We start from the raw sequence: 17,189 nt of genomic DNA, 5'->3' as shown, positions 1-17,189 counted from the left end.
TAAATGTAGGGACGTTTTATAAAACGTCCCTACATAAAAAACGGTTTTGACAAATTGTATAGAATCCGGCTAAATGAAAATCAAATATATAATTATAGATATGTATGTCTGCTAAAGATGTCTTTCACGAAGTTGTAAAAACAGCTTTATACAAAGATGGTTGGCAAATTACTCACGATCCACTCACAATAAGTGTGGGAGGAGTTAACCTTTCGATTGATTTAGCCGCCCAAAAGCTGATTGCAGCAGAACGTGAAGGACAAAAAATTGCAGTCGAAGTCAAAAGTTTTTTAGAGAGGTCGTCTGCTATTTCAGAATTTCATACAGCATTAGGACAATTTATTAATTATAGAGGTGCATTACGACGGCGACAACCAGAGCGTGTTTTATATTTAGCAGTACCTTTAACAACTTACAAAACATTTTTTCAACTTGATTTCCCTAAAGAGATGATAGCAGAAAATCAAGTTAAAATGCTTATTTATGATGTAGAGCAAGAGGTAATTTTCCAATGGATAAATTAACTCAATATCGCCAGCTTGTACAAAAGATATTACAGAAATATAGTGAGCAAAAACCAGCTGACGGAAATATAGAAGTTGAAACAATTTTTGATACAGAACGTGACCATTATCAAATAGTTCATGTGGGCTGGGAAGGTCAGGAATGGGTACATAGTTGTATTATCCATATTGATATTAAAAATGAAAAAATTTGGCTTCAGTGGAATGGTACAGAAGATGATATTGCAGCTAATTTTGTAGCTGCGGGAGTTCCCAAGGAAAATATTGTGTTAGGTTTCCAGTCTCCTTTTATGAGACAGTTTACAGAATACGCAGTGAGTTAGGAGATGTTTTGAAAATCTCCAAGTACTACTTAATGAACGTTAACCATTTTTTGAATAATTGGAATTTATTAACAGACAAATGTTGATAAAAATTTTATATGTTACAAAACATTAAATTATAAAAAATTTTTAATAGAGTCTGTTTGTCCTTAAATACTTTTATGGCCCTCTATAGATGAGAAAAAGGGTGAAGCATTTGCAGGAGTGGAGTTTTAGGCATTTTACAAAAATGCAGATTTCGGCAAAACGACCTGTGGAGAGCAAAATATCCAGTACATTTACTAATGCGAGATGTGTATAAAAATGCGTTAATTTTACAAAAGACAAAAATAAATATATGAAATTAGAATATCTGGTTGCTTTTGAAAAAAGTGAGAATTTTTGTTCCGATGTTAATAGTATTAAGAATCTTTTACAATCAAATTCAAGAATTTCAATTGAGAGTGATAAACTAACATACAAAGATGAAAACGAAGAATCTTTAACTTGTAATGTAATTATTACTACAGGTGAAGTTCAAGATAAAAAACAACAAAGATATATTCTTATTGAGTTAACCTATACAGAGAATCCTGAAAATATAGAAGATCAAAACACTGAAGTTTTTAATCAAGTAAGAAGAATTGTTAGAAAATCATTAGGAACTTTGACTGTAACTAGTAAAAGCGCAAGCATAAATACATTATGGGATGATATTTCTTTGTATTATTCAAAAAAATCATATCCGCTTATTCATCAAATTGAAAACTTGATGAGAAAATTTATCACTCGCTTTATGTTCATGACAGTTGGAATATCTGCATTTGAAGATATAGCCCCACCAGAACTCAAAAAGCAAGTCAGCGATAAAAAGAAAAATATTTTAGAAGATGCATTACAAGAATTAGATTTTATACAGTTATCTCATTTCTTTTTTAATAAAGAAAGAACACTGACCGTAGAAAAATTAGAATCTTTAATTAGCAAATCTACAAAAATTGAAGATTTCAAATTAGAAAACTTAAAAGAATTTGTACCTAAATCAAACTGGGACAGATTTTTTTCCAATATTATAGAATTGGATGGGAATAAATTATCAGAAAAGTGGAGAGTACTTTATGATCTAAGATGTAAAGTTGCTCATAATAAAGACTTTAATAAAAATGATTATGAAAAAGTTGAATTACTTTGTACAGAAATATCTGATGTTGTAAATAAAGCTATTGAGCAGTTAAAATTGGGTAAAATAAAATTAAATGATGAAGATGTAGAAAACGTAACTTATTCTAGTGGGAAAACTATCCTTACAGAAAGTTACCCAAATCAATTTCATAAAATTTCGGAAGAAGAGTTAATTAAAGAGTTAACGGAAGTTCAAGAATGGGCTAAACATGCTGATAATTTTGTTAGTTTAAAATACTTTGTAATGAAGGTTCTAGGTTCAAAATCTTATGAATATCAAACAAGCTATGACATGGTTAATAAGATGATTCAAGATGGAGAAATTGAAGTTTCTCAAAGTATAATATCTCCACATACAAGTAATACTGTAACATCAATTAGGTTGAAAGAAAAAAATAATGATAATCTAAGCTAGATAAATATTGTAAGCTTTTGGCAGGTTTTGAGGTGTGGAATGCGATCGCTTCGCTCATCTTCCATATAGGCGATCGCTTTTTTTGAGGTTTTCTGCAAAGCGATCGCCTACAATGTCATCATACAATCAGCGATCGCTTTGCTAATGGGGGAGTGCGTTAGCGCAGCTTACCGTAGGTATCGCTTCTATATTAAATTTTATGAGAATATTCAAGTTGAAATTTTTCTATGGATGCGTTAACTATCAACTTTGCTCCTGTTCTTCAAATAACAGATGAGCAATTCTTCCAGTTATGTCAGATAAATGAATTAATCAGATTTGAGCGTAATGCTGATGGCACATTGCTACTAATGCCTCTAGTTGGAGGCTTAACCAGCAACCGCAATGCTAATTTAACTGCTCAACTTGGAGTGTGGAATCGTGATGAGTCAATAGGTATAGCTTTTGGTTCTTCAGTTGGGTTTATTTTACCAAATGGGGCAGTTCGTTCGCCTGACGCATCTTGGTTAAGACGTGACAGATGGGACTCTCTCACACGGGAGCAAAAAGAGAGATTTGCGCCTGTCTGTCCTGATTTTGTAGTGGAATTGCGTTCTGATACTGATTGTTTAACAAGGCTACAAAATAAAATGCAAGAGTACCGAGACAACGGTACTAGATTAGGTTGGTTAATTGATTTAGAAAATCGGCAAGTAGAAATTTATCGCTCCGCTAGAGATGTTGAATTACTGCAATCTCCTGCTAGTTTATCAGGAGAAGATATACTACCTGGATTTGTGCTTAATTTTGAAGATATCTGGTGAATTGATTAAAACACGAAGTGCGTTAGCGTAGCTCACCGTAGGTATCGCTTTATTTTTGAGATTTTCTGTAAGGCGATCGCACCTCATCAACTATCGAAGCATAAAATTAAAGCATGACTATTCANTAAACAGATATGCTAAAAACGCTTTGGGCTACTGTTCGGGAAGGAAAAATCGAATTGCTGGAGTCAGAGGAATTACCGGAAGGGACAAGAGTGTTAGTGACGCTGCTTCCTGATGATGAAACTGAATTTTGGCTTCAAACCAGTCAAACATCACTCTCATCAGTTTGGGATAACACAGAGGATGATGTCTATGCCCAACTACTCTAAAAATGACATCATTTTGGTTAAGTATCCCTTTTCAGATTTGTCCAGTTCAAAAGTTAGACCTGCTGTTGTTGTAAGTGCGCCACACGTTTCTCAAGATATCCTAATTACACCCTTGACGAGCAAAACTGGAGCATTGCTAGAAGGTGAGTTTGTCTTGTCTGAATGGTCAGCAGCAGGGCTAAACGTGGCTACAGCAGTCAAGAGAGGTTTATACACAGTGCATAAAAGCTTAGTTGTAAAAGCGATCGGCAAGTTAGCTGATACTGATGCTGAACTGTTAGAGCAATCTTTGCGGTATTGGTTAGGGTTGTGAATGGACAAAATCTTGTCCGCTATATTTAAGGTGTACCAGTTGCTTCCTCACTCCAAGTTAATCAGCATGGATATCACAGCTACTTTGAACGAAATCGCAACTCTCAGTGTTGAAGATAGAATCCGTATTGTGCAGGCAATTTGGGATAGCATCGCAGCAGAGCAAGTTTACCCTGATTTAACCGATGCACAAAAGCGAGAACTCGATCGTCGAACTACTGACTACGATTCAAATCCAGACAATGTGCTGACTTGGGAGGAAATCAAAGTAATTAATAAAACAGCATGAGTATTATACTTAAAGAAATAAGTATAATTTGTGATAACTTTAAATACAAAAAGACCAGCCTCCCACAGCTGGTCTAAAAAATTTTTTTGCGTTGTCTTCTCAAGAGAGTTAAAACCCAATTACGCGTTCCCAAAATGCAACGGGCAACTTTTCTTAACAATATTGTAACAGCCAACACAGATTTTTCCAGAATATTCATCAAAAAAAGATATGGGCAAAGCTTAAAAGCCTCTATCTATCAGGAGAATTCAGCAGATCGCAAGGTATAGATGGGAGAGATAAAGGCAGACAAGGGAGAAAATTTTACCTTGTCTGCTTTATTCTTCTTATCCTCGCGTCAGTCTCAACCGAGAAATTTCAACTTGACAGGCTACTAATGCTGGGAGCGATTTCTGCATCTGTTGCTGTTTCGCCTACGCGGAGAATTTTAGCCCCCAATTGCTGCAACTTCATATCAAGTCGATCGTAGCCGCGATCAAGGTGCTGTAAACCTTGAATTGTGGTTTGTCCTTCTGCCGCTAGTCCGGCGATGACTAACGCTGCCGATGCTCGTAAGTCTGTACCTAATACTGGTGCGCCAGATAATTTTGGTACTCCTCGAACGAAAGCAGCATTGCCTTTGACACGAATATCTGCCCCCAAACGATTCAACTCTGAGGCATGACGCAAGCGATTTTCAAAGACGGATTCGTTAATTACGCTGTCGCCTTCTGCCACTGCCAGCAAAGCCATGAATGGCGCTTGCATATCTGTGGGGAAACCTGGATGGTATTGAGTTTCAATATCCGTTGCCTTAAGGCTTTCCGCTGGCAGAATGTGCAAGTGGTCAGGCTTTTCATCAATTATTGTCACTCCAATATCTCGCAGCTTGGCAATTACTGGAATGAGATGTTCTGGAGCCACTGGCGAGAGAAGAAGTTCTGAGCGGGTAATTGCTGCTGCCAGCAAAAACGTCCCAGCCTCAATGCGATCGGGAATAATGCTGTAGTCAACAGAATGCAACTTGGGGACTCCTTCGATAATAATTCTGCTAGTCCCCGCGCCCTTAATCTTCGCTCCCATTGCGTTACAGAAGTTAGCTAGATCGACTACTTCCGGTTCTCTGGCAGCATTTTCGATGATCGTTTCACCCTCTGCTAGGGTAGCCGCCATCATCAAGTTTTCCGTCGCTCCAACGCTGGCAATGTCTAAGTAAATCTTCGCACCTTTTAATCTCCGGCTGCTGCCAGGGACGTAGGCATTACAAATGCCATGCTCAATTTGTACTTCCGCTCCCATTGCTTGCAGTCCTCGAACATGCAAGTCAACCGGTCTTGCCCCGATCGCACAACCGCCTGGTAAAGGCATCTGTGCTACTCCCAGTCTTGCCAGAATGGCTCCAATGGCGAAAAAACTCGCTCTCAACTGGGTAACTAATTCATAGGGAGCTTTTGATGTTTTAATTTCGCTGGCATTGATATCTAAAATGTCACCTTGTCGGGTTAATTGCACACCCAAAGCTGATAACACCTGACCCATCCGTTCTACGTCCGCTAACAAAGGGACATTACGGATACGACAATCGCCCGGACACAGCAAGGCTCCAGCCATGATTACCAGTGCTGAATTTTTTGCCCCGCTAATTTTCACATGACCCCGCAAAGGATGCCCACCCCAAATTTGCAAGACTGAGGAGTCTGCTTCTGGAGCAATTTTGGCATCTGGTAAGCTGGTAGAAGGATTAATAAGCCTACCTCCAAAAGTAATACGTATTTTATATGTTTGAAGTTGGTTTTGATTCTACAGTAAAGATTCAAAATGTCCACGTTTTAAAGCAGGGTTTTGTATAAAAAAATTGCTTTTTGAGTGAAAATGCAGGCTGTAAACAAGCAATAGCAAGCTTTTTGAGATTTTTAAAAAATTTAAAAAAAGAATCAATAAGCAGTAGTTTTAAGCAAAATTAAATACTCAGTAAAATAACTTAAGTATTCTCTAAAAATCAATGCTGTACTGTTCAGTTAATATTTTGATTCGACGTTGTGCCTGAAAAACTCGTTTCCAGTTAGAGACTTTTAACGAGGCATTATTGCTTTTACTTGACAAAGGTAAAACATAACGCAATAATAAGAAATTGTCGATAAGCACAAATGCCAGCGGAACTGGCGGAATGGCAGACGCGCTAGATTCAGGTTCTAGTGCCGCAAGGCTTCCGGGTTCAAGTCCCGGGTTCCGCATACTATCTAAGTTAGGAGTTATGAGTTATGAGTTTAAGAAAACTAAATTAACTCCTAACTCTTAATTCCTAACTCCTAACTTTTTAATGTTGACCAGTTTACAGAATTCCCTAGTCAAACAAATTCGCAAGCTGCACTCCACTAAGGAGAGGCACAAGCAACAGTTATTTCTACTAGAAGGGACGCACTTGTTAGAAGAAGCTTGTGCGGTCAATTACCCACTAGAAACAGTGTGTTGTACCCCAGATTGGCAATTAGCCCATCCTTCGCTATGGGAAGAAGCTTGTAGCCGATGCGATCGCGCCGAAATTGTCAGTCAAGAAGTCTTGGATGCGATCGCTACCACAGTCCAACCGGATGGTGTGGTGGCAACGGCAAAACGAAGCCAACGCCAAACTCAACTACCATTTACTGGTTTAGTGCTAGCTTTAGAAACGGTACAAGATCCCGGCAACCTGGGTACAATGATTCGCACCGCTGCTGCTGCCGGAGCATCAGGTTTGTGGGTAAGTGAAGATAGTGTAGATTTAGATAGCCCTAAAGTTCTGCGTGCTTCCGCAGGGCAATGGTTTCGCCTAACAACAGCCGTAACCGAAGATTTAAAAGCGACAGTCCAACAAAGTCAGCAAGCAGGAATGCAGGTAGTGGCAACCTTACCCGATGCGACTTTAACTTATTGGGAAGTGGACTGGCGAAAACCCAGTATGATTTTACTGGGAAATGAAGGTGCTGGATTGTCAGCAGATTTAGCAGCGATCGCAGATCGGCAAGTCAGAATTCCTTTGAGTCCTGGGGTGGAATCTTTGAATGTGGCGATCGCAGCCGCTTTAATGTTGTACGAAGCTCAACGGCAATTGATTTGTCAGTAGTGAATTTTAACTTTTTACCCCAATTGGGTTTTTGTTTTTTCTTCGAGATATTGTTCAATATCAGCAACTGCGTCCTCAAGAGCTGCTAAATCAATATCTATCAAGTCTTCGTCGAGTTCTACTTCCGTGAAAGTACTAGTATGCAGTTGAGGGATCTCTTCTTCCTCAGTTGAAATTTCTTGTAAGATATCCTCCAACTGTTCGAGGGATTGTTGAAATACTTGATCGGCAGCGCGGCGCTGTTCTGGCTGACTTTGCTCCATAATATTAGCTTGAAAATCCTGATTTACTGACTTAATTTTGATTCTAGTTCCTACAGATTTAAATTTTGCACTTATAACATCATAGTTGTGTGCTGTATCAACTTTAGCAATGGTTATCAAGAATATCGATAGCTGTCTCCAATTGCTAAGACGGGAGATTTATTGCGATCACTACGGGTACACTAAATCAAGTTTGGCTAAGTTTAGGTAAGTTTTATAAAACAGTTCTAATACTTAATTTGATAGACTATCCTAAATTTGAAATTATAAAAACTGGTAGCTCAGGGCTGATTACTAACTATGAGTGAAGCCTTATTCTGTATCGAAAATTTGCGAGTTGCCTATCCTGCTCGGAGTGGAGAAGAAGCAACCTGGGCGGTTGATGATGTATCTTTCACCTTGAAACCAGGTGAAAGGATGGGATTGGTGGGAGAGTCAGGTTGTGGTAAATCAACTATTGGACGGGCAGTAATGCGTTTACTACCAGCCTCTAGTCGGATTGAGGGACGGGTGACATTTCAAGGACAGTCAGTGTTTGACTTGACACCTAACCAGTTGCGGAAATTTCGGGGAGAGGCGATCGCCTTAATTTTTCAAGATCCCATGACACGCCTCGATCCGTTGATGACCATTGGTAAGCATTGTATCGAAACCCTCCAGGCGCACTCACCACAATTATCAACGCGGGAAGCGAAAGAAAAAGCACTTGCTACTTTAGCTAAGGTGAATATTCCCGCTAGTCGTTGGAATCAGTATCCTCATGAGTTTAGCGGTGGAATGCGCCAACGGGTAGCGATCGCTTTAGCTTTACTCCTCAACCCCAAGTTTATTGTTGCCGATGAACCCACCACCAGTTTAGATGTCACCGTTTCCGCGCAGATATTGCAAGAATTAACTCGCCTGTGCGGTGAAGAAAACATGGGATTGTTGTTGATATCTCACGATTTAGCAATGGTGGCTGAATATTGCGATCGCATTGGCGTGATGTACAACGGCAAGATGGTCGAAATGGGTTCTACAGAAACCGTATTTAGGCAACCTCAACATGAATATACACGATCGCTCTTAAAAGCAGCTTTACATATTCAAGCAGTAACTGATAGTGGAGAATTGATAATTGCTAATGACGAAGAAAAGCAATTACCAATTATTAATCAGCAATCTCCAATTTTGAGCGTTACAGAACTCAAGCAACACTACACTATAGAACCTAACTTTATCGAACGACTGCTTAACACACAAGCGCAGACAATTAAAGCAGTAGATGGAATCAACCTGGATCTTTATTCAGGAGAAATTCTTGGCTTAGTCGGAGAATCAGGTTGTGGTAAAAGCACACTATCACGAACAATATTGCAACTAATTCGTCCCACTAGTGGCAAAGTTGAGTTTTTAGGACAGGATTTAACTAAACTATCGCGTCAAGAAATTCGTTCCTCGCGGCGACAAATACAAATGGTTTTCCAAGACCCTCATGCTTGTCTCAATCCAGCGATGACAGTGGGACAAAGTATTGCAGATCCTTTATTTATCCACAATTTAGCCAATCCTGCCAAGGCAAAAGAACAGGTTTTGTGGATGCTAAATAAAGTTGGGTTAACACCGCCAGAAGTGTATTATGAGCGTTATCCGTCAGATTTGTCTGGTGGACAACAGCAAAGAGTAGCGATCGCTCGTGCTTTGATTACTCACCCTAAACTTTTAATCTGCGATGAACCAGTAAGTATGCTAGACGCCAGCGTGCAGTCACAGGTGCTTGATTTGATGTTGCAATTAAAGGAAGAGTTTGAGTTAACTTATCTATTCATCACTCACGATCTTTGGTTAGCTCGATTTTTGTGCGATCGTATTGCCGTGATGAATGGCGGTAAAATTGTCGAACTCGGTCTGACAAAACAGATTTTCGCCAATCCTCAGCATCCTTATACCAAAACCTTACTAGCTGCTGCTCCCTTACTAGCACGTGCATAAAATTAGGAGTTATCGAAAGAGAATTCAGGATTCAGGAGTCAGAATTCAGTAGGGGAACAGATATGTGCCTATACCCGCCTAACTTATTCAAATAGAGAATCGCTATAGAAGCCGTAGAATTGCTACTGTTAACACTGTATTATTTTTGAATATTTTCTGAAAATTTTTTCCGAGACGGTAGCAATGACTATTCGCCATGCGGCTGAAACTGACTTACCTGTAATTGTGGCAATTTACAATGCCGCAGTTCCCAGCCGCATGGCAACGGCTGACTTAGAACCAGTATCCGTGGAAAGTCGCCTTGCTTGGTTTAAAGGGCGATCGCCTTCACAACGCCCACTTTGGGTAATTGAAATAGATGGAATAATCGCTGGATGGCTTAGTTTCCAATCTTTTTATGGGCACTCCGCCTATAGTAAGACTGCCGAAATTAGTATTTACATAGCCCCTAACTTTCATCGGTGCGGCTTGGGACGGCAACTCTTAGCACAAGCAATTAACGAAAGTCCTAGTTTAGGTATAAAGAGCCTAGTATGCTTCATATTTGCCCACAATCAGCCCAGTTTAAAACTCTTTGAAACGTTTGGTTTTGAACGCTGGGGACATTTACCTAACATTGCCGAACTTGACAGCGTTGAACGGGACTTAGTGATCATGGGACTGCGAATTAGTAAACCTTTTGTTTAAAGCGATCGCTTTTTTCTCGCTCTTCTTATTTCACATCGTAGCTTGAGCAAAGCTGGTGCAATATATTAAGTTGCACCCTTTTCCCTCTCTAGCAAAAATATATTTTTGTAAAAGGTCTATTTTTGCCCTGAAAATCGAGCTTCTTTACTAGGGAAAGATTAGAGGGTTAGGTTTTGATGGATTTTTCAATATTAAGGTGAAAAGTCAGGACAAATTATCGGGAACTGTAGTACTTGAATGTGTAGTTAATAATACTCATTTTATCTCTGTAGAGAACCAAAGAAAAAGTAATAAGTGCATAAAACTACAAAAGCGAACTGTATTTATTTATAGAGGTTCAAATACAAAAAACTTAATCTAGTTTGAAATTATCAAGGTGAAAAATTATGACAAGCTTTATGCAAGTTCACTCACACAACGACCTACTGCACTCAGTCCGCGAGTGGTTGGAAACTATAGAAATTCATAACTCCAAATTGGCTCATTTTCTATGCAAAGCTATTCCTGCTCAGTGTCCCTTTGAGCGAGACATCACCCTGTTTGGTCGGAAGCTATTGCATATTCCACCTATGTGTAAATTAAATCCTCTATACGAGGAAGTGGTTGGTTTGCGTTTTAGAGCGCTCTGTTATCTTGCCGATGAATGTGGTGAAGATATCACAGCTTATTGCTGATAGCCAGTTGGATTGTTCTTAGATCGAGCAGCGATCGGTAATTGCAGATTTACGGTTGTTACTTACTCAGGTTTATACTAAGCTAACGTACACCTAATTAGATGTTTGGCTATTAAGTAGCTGGCACTATTGTTGCTTCCCGTATCCTGCTGAAATTATTAAGATCATCATGACGCACATCTTACTGATTGAAGATGAGGTCAAACTGGCACGATTTGTCGAATTGGAATTGAATTATGAAGGCTATCAAGTCAGTATTGCCTACGATGGATTAACTGCACTTACCGCAGCAAGGGAGTTGCATCTGGATTTAGTAATTTTAGACTGGATGTTGCCTGGGTTGTCGGGGTGGGAAATTTGCAGCCGCTTGCGGAGCATATCTGAGAAAGTGCCGATAATCTTATTAACCGTCAAAGATGAAGTAAGCGATCGCATTGCAGGTTTAGACGCTGGTGCTGATGATTACCTTGTTAAACCCTTCAGCGTTGATGAATTATTAGCCAGAGTCGGCGCTCGCCTACGAAGAAGCAATCAAGTAGAGTACGCAGATGTTTTAGAATTTGAAGACCTGAGTTTAAATCGTCGCACACGCGAAGTGTATCGAGATCGGCGGTTAATTGAGTTAACTGCTAAAGAATTTCATTTACTAGAATATTTACTGGCCCATCCGCGACAGATAATTAGCTGCGATCGCATTTTAGAGGAAGTCTGGGGTTATGACTTCATGGGCGATGCTAACATCATTGAACCTTACATTAACTACCTGCGCCTGAAACTTGAAGCCAATAATGAAAAATGTCTCATTCAAACTGTGATTGGTGTTGGCTACACATTGCATGATTGAATTGGGGATTGGGGCAAGACAAGCAAAAGACTTTCCAATAATTCTTCCTTATTCCCTCAGTGCCTATTGCCCAAAAGCAAAGGTTTTAAGTTTAGCAAACTTTGGCGTTTTTGGCAATCTCTACAAAAACTCATCCAACTTAGAGTTAATTATATTAGGATGCACAAAGCTATCATCATCCAAAATCCAAAACTCAAAGTGGCATGACCTATCTAGAAACAGCAGCGCAGTTCTACCGCGAAGTTGCCCAAACCCCGCAAGTTGGACTTTGTTGTGTACAAAGTACGCCCCTGCAATTACCAGGATTGAAAATTCCTTTGCTAATGCAGGAAATGAATTATGGCTGTGGCACCACTGTTCACCCTACCGAACTAGGAAACCAACCTACAGTGCTGTACGTCGGTGTTGGTGGCGGCTTAGAAGCGTTGCAATTCGCTTATTTTTCCCGTTATGCAAGTGCTGTAATTGCCGTTGAACCGGTTGGGGCCATGCGGGAAGCAGCTGCACGTAATCTGGAAATTGCTGCTCAAGAAAACCCCTGGTTTAACACCAGCTTTGTAGAAATCTGCGAAGGTGATGCTTTTAACTTACCTGTTGCTGATGCTAGCGTCGATATCGTGGCACAAAATTGCCTTTTCAACATCTTTGAACCACAAGATTTAACTCGTGCTTTAAAAGAAGCATATCGGGTATTAAAACCAGGTGGACGCTTGCAGATGAGCGATCCAATTGCTACTCGTCCAATTCCAGCACATCTTCAAGAAGATGAGCGACTGAGAGCCATGTGTTTATCAGGCGCACTCACATATCAAGAGTATACTGAAAGGATTATAAATGCTGGTTTTGGTCAAGTTGAAATTCGTGCCCGTCGTCCTTATCGCCTACTAGATTCCCAGACTTATAATTTAGAAGAAAACTTACTTTTAGAAAGTCTGGATTCTGTCTCATTTAAAGTTATCATTCCAGAAGATGGTGCTTGCATATTCACTGGAAAAACAGCAATTTATGCTGGTTCTGAACCCTTCTTTGACGATTTGGCAGGTCATATACTTCAGTTAGGTATTCCGGCTGCGGTGTGTGATAAAACTGCTGCTAAACTTGCTGCTAGTAAGCCAGCAGAAATAATTGTTACCGATTCAACCTGGCACTATAGCGGTGGTGGCTGCTGTTGATTTATTCAGAAAGAATTCAGGTGTCAGAATGGGCTAAACCTTAGCTATCCGCTAACAGAATGGTTCTGTGCGACACTTCCTTCTCTACGTTCGCGCAGCGTGTTGCAGACAGACGCTTCGCGTAGCTTGCTTCCCCGGAGGAGTACGACAAGCTACTTCGACTGCGCTCAGTACAAGTCAGTGCATCGCTGGGTAATGAATGCGCAATTTGAATATTTCACTAATTACATTCTGAATTCTGAATTCTTTCTTCTTTATAAACTCCAAAATGTTGTTAATTAGTCTATTTTTAGCTACGCTTTTTTTAGCATATTCAAATGGAGCAAATGATAATTTTAAAGGTGTAGCGACGCTGTTTGGTAGCCGAACTAGCAGTTATCAAACAGCAATTTTGTGGGCAACTTTTACAACTTTTGCTGGTGCAATAACTGCGACTTTTTTAGGAGGAGTATTAATTAAAAATTTCTCTGGAAAAGGACTATTACCTGATGCGATCGCTAATTCTCCAGAGTTTCATCTCGCAGTTGCGATCGCTACTGGATTGACTGTACTCATTGCTACCCTTATGGGGTTTCCTATTTCCACAACTCACAGTTTAACAGGTGCGCTGGTTGGCGCTGGATTAGTTGCAATCGGATTACAAGTTAATTTTGCAGCTTTAGGAACTTCCTTTGTTTTGCCTTTATTACTCAGTCCAATTATTGCTATTCCCTTGGGAGCAGGAATTTACAGCTTATCTGGCTATATTAATTCAAAATGGCATCTACCAGTCAACCAAAAAATGATTGATGGGTGTCATTTTTTCAGTACTGCAATTGTCAGTTTTGCTAGAGGCTTAAATGATACTCCTAAGATTGTTTCACTCATCCTCATTATTGAGTATTTCTCGATTCAGGGAGGAATGATCACAATAGCGATCGCAATGGCACTTGGCGGTTTACTCAACTCCCAAAAAGTTGCAATAACCATGAGTGAAAAGATTACCTCAATGAATCATACTCAAGGCTTATCAGCAAATATAGTCACTGGGATTCTGGTGATTGCAGCTACTCGGTTTGGGCTTCCAGTTTCTACCACTTACGTTTCAGTTGGTTCGATTTTTGGTGTAGGATTAATTAGCAAAAAATCTAAATCTAATACGCGTGTTTTTTATCAGATTCTACTATCGTGGATTTTAACTTTACCAACTGCTGGAATTATTAGTGCAATAACCTACAGATTATTGCAAGGTTAGAAAAGTTGAATATTGTTGTGCAATTTTTTAGGAGTAGTAACTAATGCAAACTCAAGCAAAAATTCTACGAGATACAGCAGTCACAGCCTTTAAAAATAAACTCAGTTCACCTTTGACAAAAAAAGGAATCACTGTTTTACAAATTAATCTAGGTAAGCGTTGTAATCTGGCCTGTACACACTGTCATGTCGAAGCCGGGCCAAAACGTACAGAAGAACTTTCTCCTGAAATTTGCCAACAATTGATTTCACTAATCCATAATTTTCCTGAAATTAAAGTTGTGGATTTGACTGGTGGCGCGCCTGAAATGAATTATGGATTTAAGCCACTGGTAGAAGCAGCAAAAGCAACTGGTAAACAAGTGATTGTCCGCTCTAATTTGGCCATTTATTTTGAAGATGGATTTGGTGATTTACCAGAATACTTTGCTAAACACCAAGTAAGAGTTGTGGCTTCTCTACCCTGTTACCTAGCAGATAATGTTGATAAAATGCGCGGTACTGGTGTTTTTGATAGTTCAGTCAAAGCTTTGCAGTGGCTTAACGAACTCGGCTATGGTAAAGACCAAAACTTAATTTTAGACTTGGTTTTTAATCCTCAGTTGCCCACCGATGAAAAATTTTCTTTAGCTCCCGAACAGAGTAACCTAGAACGAGATTACAAAATGTTCTTGCAAGAACATTTTAATATTGTGTTTAACAACCTCTTCACCTTTACCAACCTACCAGTTGGTAGAACCAAAATGTATTTAGAGCGGAGAAAACTATACGCTAGCTATTTGCAGTTTTTAGAGTCGCATTTTAATCCCAGCACAGTTGAACATTTAATGTGTCGCGATGAACTTTCAATTGACTATCTGGGCAATGTATATGATTGTGACTTTAACCAAATGATGAATTTGCCTGCAAAAACTCGCAATGGTGAAACTTTGACAGTTGGCAAATTGTTAGAAGCTGGCAATTTAGACCTGATTAGTGATGTACAAACTGCTGCTTATTGCTATGGTTGTACTGCTGGGTGTGGTTCTAGTTGTGGTGGCGCTTTGCTCTAATGTCTTTTATCGATGAAATTAATCCTGTCAATGCTTTGATTGTGGGAGCCAGCCAAGGTATTGGTTTGGGTTGTGTGAAAAAATTGCTACAAGATCGCAGAATAGCTAAAATTTATGCAACTTCTCGTCAACCGAAATCAGCCTTAGAGTTAATAGCTCTTGCAGACGAATGTCCTGAGCGATTAATTTGTTTGGAGATGGATATTACTGACGAGTTACAGATTATTGAAGCTGTTCAAAAAATACATACTCAAGTTGACAAACTGCATTTGGTAGTCAACTGTGTAGGACTGTTACATGAAGATACTTTGCAACCTGAAAAAAGCTTAAGACAGATCAATTCAGAAAATTTGCTGCGCTACTTTCAGATAAATAGTATTGGTGCTGTCTTACTGGCTAAACATTTATTGCCTCTGTTTCGTCATGGCGATCGCAGCGTCTTCGCCACTATTTCTGCTAAATTGGGCAGTATTGGCGATAACCAACTTGGTGGATGGTATGGCTATCGGGCTTCTAAAGCAGCACTCAATATGTTGATGCGAACTGCGGCAATTGAGTATAAAAGAAGTTGTCCGAAAGCATTAATAGTAACATTACATCCTGGTACAACTGATACCAGCCTTTCTCGTCCTTTCCAAAGAAATGTCCCTGCGGAAAAATTATTTTCAGTGGAACGTACTGTTACCCAATTATTGGCTGTCATCGAACAGCTTCAAGAAGGCGATAGCGGACACTTTTTCTCATGGGATGGTAGCAGATTGCCTTGGTAACTTTTTAAAATTTAGGTTCTAAGAACTAGGAAACTCTAACTCAGCGCTTTCCCGTGCTAACTGCACTACCTCAGATGGTAGGTGTCGCTCCAACCAGTCTTCCAAATCAGCTAGTACCTCGCGGTAATTTATGTCACTCTGAAGTTCGTGATAGGCTCCTGGATACTCGATTCTCAGCTTATCTGTGCAGTTTAGCCTTTGGTAAAAAATATCGCTTCCCCCTGGCAAAGCTACTCGGTCTGCGCCACCGTGGAGAATCAATAATGGTAATTGCCAATCACCTGCATGAGCATTAATCCAATCAACTGTTGCAAAGAATTCTGTAGCCAGACGGGCAGCAGCACGGGTATGTTGCATTGTATCCTGAGCAATGGCAGCTAAAACCTGGGGTTCTCGTGAACCAGCACTGATGTCAATGCCTGTATTCAGGGTGAAACGCGGCCACACTCGTGAGAGCATTTTTCCTAAAAGCACCCGAATCGGTGAAACCCCTACTTTACCCAAAGTTGGCGCAAGAGCGATCGCACCCTGCAATAATGATGCTTGTTGGGGATATCGGAGAATGTAATCTAAGACAATCACCGCGCCTAAACTGTGACCCAAGAGAAAAACTGGACATCCAGGATTCTGAGTCTGAATTAACTGTAAAAAAGCTCCCAAGTCTTCACGAAACTCACTCCAAGCGTTGATATAGCCTTGCTGACCCGGTGAGCGTCCATGACCACGCAAGTCTAAGGCGTAGACAGCATATTGCTTGGGTATCAACTGCTCAATTATATTACTGTAGCGATCGCTGTGTGCTCCGAGTCCATGCACAATGGCTAATATTACCCGGACTTTACCCTCTGGATGCCAGCTTTGATAATACAGTTCAAGTCCTCCAACACCTGGGAATCTACCTTGTTTATGAGAGAGTATGCGATCGCTATGGTCAATCATAGGGTTAATTTTTTATGTAATTTAAATAATTTCTATACTATTTTTGAGGATAGTGTGATTTGAAACAAAAAATGAGATTTTAACTCATGATATGCTTCAGAAATGAGTATCCAGTTTATAGGTTCTTGTCAGATTTTGGTGATGATGAAAGGTTACGCACTTTAAGGCAGAGGGCAGAGGGCAGTCCCAACCAAGATCACCAAAAGTTGCCAAGAACCCATATTTTGAATTTAGGACTTACGCAAAAATTGTTCAAAAGCTTAATTTATCGAACCGCCAAGACGCCTTCGCGTTGGCGAAGCCTCTCGTAGAGAAGAGCGCTGAGAATTCGTATAGTGTGCGT

19 protein-coding genes and 1 tRNA gene are annotated in these 17,189 nt (G+C 39.9%); 17 read left to right on the top strand and 3 right to left on the bottom strand.

Annotated elements, in window-relative coordinates; translation table 11 throughout:
* The first annotated feature begins 104 nt into the window (after positions 1-104).
* The 7 genes from QUD05_RS02875 to QUD05_RS02845 all read left to right on the top strand — a co-directional run bounded on the left by QUD05_RS02875 (position 105) and on the right by QUD05_RS02845 (position 4,159).
* Complete coding sequence (locus QUD05_RS02875) at positions 105-524, top strand: XisH family protein (protein WP_289794776.1); 420 nt, start codon at positions 105-107, stop codon at positions 522-524.
* Complete coding sequence (locus tag QUD05_RS02870) at positions 512-847, top strand: XisI protein (protein WP_289794775.1); 336 nt, start codon at positions 512-514, stop codon at positions 845-847. The genes QUD05_RS02875 and QUD05_RS02870 overlap by 13 nt, the downstream gene beginning before the upstream one ends.
* A gap of 337 nt (positions 848-1,184) precedes the next feature.
* Positions 1,185-2,423 (top strand): HEPN domain-containing protein, encoded by a 1,239-nt coding sequence (locus QUD05_RS02865; protein WP_289794774.1) that lies wholly within the window; start codon positions 1,185-1,187, stop codon positions 2,421-2,423.
* Between the two features lie 227 nt (positions 2,424-2,650).
* Positions 2,651-3,226, top strand: coding sequence for a Uma2 family endonuclease (locus tag QUD05_RS02860; protein WP_289794773.1), 576 nt, complete (start codon positions 2,651-2,653; stop codon positions 3,224-3,226).
* A gap of 134 nt (positions 3,227-3,360) precedes the next feature.
* Positions 3,361-3,558, top strand: coding sequence for a hypothetical protein (locus QUD05_RS02855; protein WP_289794772.1), 198 nt, complete (start codon positions 3,361-3,363; stop codon positions 3,556-3,558).
* Positions 3,542-3,871: a type II toxin-antitoxin system PemK/MazF family toxin gene (locus tag QUD05_RS02850; protein ID WP_289794771.1), complete on the top strand. Its 330-nt coding sequence runs from the start codon at positions 3,542-3,544 to the stop codon at positions 3,869-3,871. The genes QUD05_RS02855 and QUD05_RS02850 overlap by 17 nt, the downstream gene beginning before the upstream one ends.
* Positions 3,872-4,159 (top strand): addiction module protein, encoded by a 288-nt coding sequence (locus QUD05_RS02845; protein ID WP_289794770.1) that lies wholly within the window; start codon positions 3,872-3,874, stop codon positions 4,157-4,159. It abuts the gene before it with no gap.
* Positions 4,160-4,516: 357 nt separating this feature from the next.
* Here QUD05_RS02845 and murA read toward each other — a convergent pair whose 3' ends face one another.
* Entirely contained in the window at positions 4,517-5,884 is a 1,368-nt protein-coding gene (murA, locus tag QUD05_RS02840; RefSeq protein WP_289799864.1) for a UDP-N-acetylglucosamine 1-carboxyvinyltransferase, read from the bottom strand.
* 407 nt (positions 5,885-6,291) lie between these two features.
* Between murA and QUD05_RS02835 the strand changes: the two genes are divergently transcribed.
* Both QUD05_RS02835 and QUD05_RS02830 read left to right on the top strand, forming a co-directional pair.
* A tRNA-Leu gene (locus QUD05_RS02835) sits at positions 6,292-6,372 on the top strand.
* An 86-nt stretch (positions 6,373-6,458) separates the two neighbouring features.
* Positions 6,459-7,241 carry a TrmH family RNA methyltransferase gene (locus tag QUD05_RS02830; protein WP_289794769.1) on the top strand — a complete coding sequence of 261 codons (783 nt, stop codon included), beginning with the start codon at positions 6,459-6,461 and terminating at the stop codon, positions 7,239-7,241.
* 14 nt (positions 7,242-7,255) lie between these two features.
* Here QUD05_RS02830 and QUD05_RS02825 read toward each other — a convergent pair whose 3' ends face one another.
* Positions 7,256-7,624 carry a hypothetical protein gene (locus QUD05_RS02825; protein ID WP_322636120.1) on the bottom strand — a complete coding sequence of 123 codons (369 nt, stop codon included), beginning with the start codon at positions 7,622-7,624 and terminating at the stop codon, positions 7,256-7,258.
* Between the two features lie 180 nt (positions 7,625-7,804).
* Between QUD05_RS02825 and QUD05_RS02820 the strand changes: the two genes are divergently transcribed.
* The 8 genes from QUD05_RS02820 to QUD05_RS02785 all read left to right on the top strand — a co-directional run bounded on the left by QUD05_RS02820 (position 7,805) and on the right by QUD05_RS02785 (position 15,907).
* The gene (locus QUD05_RS02820) at positions 7,805-9,475 is read left to right on the top strand and encodes a dipeptide ABC transporter ATP-binding protein (RefSeq protein WP_289794768.1); all 1,671 of its coding nucleotides are present in this window, start codon (positions 7,805-7,807) and stop codon (positions 9,473-9,475) included.
* A gap of 183 nt (positions 9,476-9,658) precedes the next feature.
* The gene (locus tag QUD05_RS02815) at positions 9,659-10,162 is read left to right on the top strand and encodes a GNAT family N-acetyltransferase (RefSeq protein ID WP_289794767.1); all 504 of its coding nucleotides are present in this window, start codon (positions 9,659-9,661) and stop codon (positions 10,160-10,162) included.
* A 386-nt stretch (positions 10,163-10,548) separates the two neighbouring features.
* Entirely contained in the window at positions 10,549-10,836 is a 288-nt protein-coding gene (locus QUD05_RS02810) for a Mo-dependent nitrogenase C-terminal domain-containing protein (protein ID WP_289794766.1), read from the top strand.
* A gap of 169 nt (positions 10,837-11,005) precedes the next feature.
* The gene (locus tag QUD05_RS02805) at positions 11,006-11,680 is read left to right on the top strand and encodes a response regulator transcription factor (RefSeq protein WP_289794765.1); all 675 of its coding nucleotides are present in this window, start codon (positions 11,006-11,008) and stop codon (positions 11,678-11,680) included.
* 203 nt (positions 11,681-11,883) lie between these two features.
* Positions 11,884-12,852, top strand: coding sequence for an arsenosugar biosynthesis arsenite methyltransferase ArsM (arsM, locus tag QUD05_RS02800; protein WP_289794764.1), 969 nt, complete (start codon positions 11,884-11,886; stop codon positions 12,850-12,852).
* A gap of 268 nt (positions 12,853-13,120) precedes the next feature.
* On the top strand, positions 13,121-14,086 hold the full coding sequence (locus QUD05_RS02795) for an inorganic phosphate transporter (RefSeq protein WP_289794763.1): 966 nt from the start codon (positions 13,121-13,123) through the stop codon (positions 14,084-14,086).
* Positions 14,087-14,129: 43 nt separating this feature from the next.
* Entirely contained in the window at positions 14,130-15,137 is a 1,008-nt protein-coding gene (gene arsS / locus QUD05_RS02790; protein WP_289794762.1) for an arsenosugar biosynthesis radical SAM (seleno)protein ArsS, read from the top strand.
* On the top strand, positions 15,137-15,907 hold the full coding sequence (locus QUD05_RS02785) for an SDR family NAD(P)-dependent oxidoreductase (RefSeq protein ID WP_289794761.1): 771 nt from the start codon (positions 15,137-15,139) through the stop codon (positions 15,905-15,907). The genes arsS and QUD05_RS02785 overlap by 1 nt, the downstream gene beginning before the upstream one ends.
* An 18-nt stretch (positions 15,908-15,925) precedes the next feature.
* On the opposite strand, the gene QUD05_RS02780 is transcribed toward QUD05_RS02785, so the two are convergent.
* The gene (locus tag QUD05_RS02780; RefSeq protein ID WP_289794760.1) at positions 15,926-16,846 is read right to left on the bottom strand and encodes an alpha/beta hydrolase; all 921 of its coding nucleotides are present in this window, start codon (positions 16,844-16,846) and stop codon (positions 15,926-15,928) included.
* Positions 16,847-17,189: the final 343 nt, after the last annotated feature.

The sequence above is a fragment of the Nostoc sp. GT001 genome, from assembly GCF_030382115.1.
Classification (GTDB): domain Bacteria; phylum Cyanobacteriota; class Cyanobacteriia; order Cyanobacteriales; family Nostocaceae; genus Nostoc.
Note: the sequence above shows the minus strand (reverse complement) of the source record. Positions and strands in the feature narration are given on the sequence as shown.

Bases quoted from the DNA above. Each gene is read 5' to 3' on its own strand.
- QUD05_RS02785 (WP_289794761.1), top strand. From the start codon at position 15,137: ATGTCTTTTATCGATGAAATTAATCCTGTCAATGCTTTGATTGTGGGA.
- QUD05_RS02820 (WP_289794768.1), top strand. From the start codon at position 7,805: ATGAGTGAAGCCTTATTCTGTATCGAAAATTTGCGAGTTGCCTATCCT.
- QUD05_RS02805 (WP_289794765.1), top strand. From the start codon at position 11,006: ATGACGCACATCTTACTGATTGAAGATGAGGTCAAACTGGCACGATTT.
- QUD05_RS02810 (WP_289794766.1), top strand. From the start codon at position 10,549: ATGACAAGCTTTATGCAAGTTCACTCACACAACGACCTACTGCACTCA.
- QUD05_RS02815 (WP_289794767.1), top strand. From the start codon at position 9,659: ATGACTATTCGCCATGCGGCTGAAACTGACTTACCTGTAATTGTGGCA.
- arsS (WP_289794762.1), top strand. From the start codon at position 14,130: ATGCAAACTCAAGCAAAAATTCTACGAGATACAGCAGTCACAGCCTTT.
- QUD05_RS02845 (WP_289794770.1), top strand. From the start codon at position 3,872: ATGGACAAAATCTTGTCCGCTATATTTAAGGTGTACCAGTTGCTTCCT.
- QUD05_RS02855 (WP_289794772.1), top strand. From the start codon at position 3,361: ATGCTAAAAACGCTTTGGGCTACTGTTCGGGAAGGAAAAATCGAATTG.
- QUD05_RS02780 (WP_289794760.1), bottom strand. From the start codon at position 16,846: ATGATTGACCATAGCGATCGCATACTCTCTCATAAACAAGGTAGATTC.
- QUD05_RS02870 (WP_289794775.1), top strand. From the start codon at position 512: ATGGATAAATTAACTCAATATCGCCAGCTTGTACAAAAGATATTACAG.
- QUD05_RS02830 (WP_289794769.1), top strand. From the start codon at position 6,459: ATGTTGACCAGTTTACAGAATTCCCTAGTCAAACAAATTCGCAAGCTG.
- arsM (WP_289794764.1), top strand. From the start codon at position 11,884: ATGACCTATCTAGAAACAGCAGCGCAGTTCTACCGCGAAGTTGCCCAA.
- QUD05_RS02795 (WP_289794763.1), top strand. From the start codon at position 13,121: ATGTTGTTAATTAGTCTATTTTTAGCTACGCTTTTTTTAGCATATTCA.
- QUD05_RS02875 (WP_289794776.1), top strand. From the start codon at position 105: ATGTCTGCTAAAGATGTCTTTCACGAAGTTGTAAAAACAGCTTTATAC.
- QUD05_RS02860 (WP_289794773.1), top strand. From the start codon at position 2,651: ATGGATGCGTTAACTATCAACTTTGCTCCTGTTCTTCAAATAACAGAT.
- QUD05_RS02865 (WP_289794774.1), top strand. From the start codon at position 1,185: ATGAAATTAGAATATCTGGTTGCTTTTGAAAAAAGTGAGAATTTTTGT.
- QUD05_RS02850 (WP_289794771.1), top strand. From the start codon at position 3,542: ATGCCCAACTACTCTAAAAATGACATCATTTTGGTTAAGTATCCCTTT.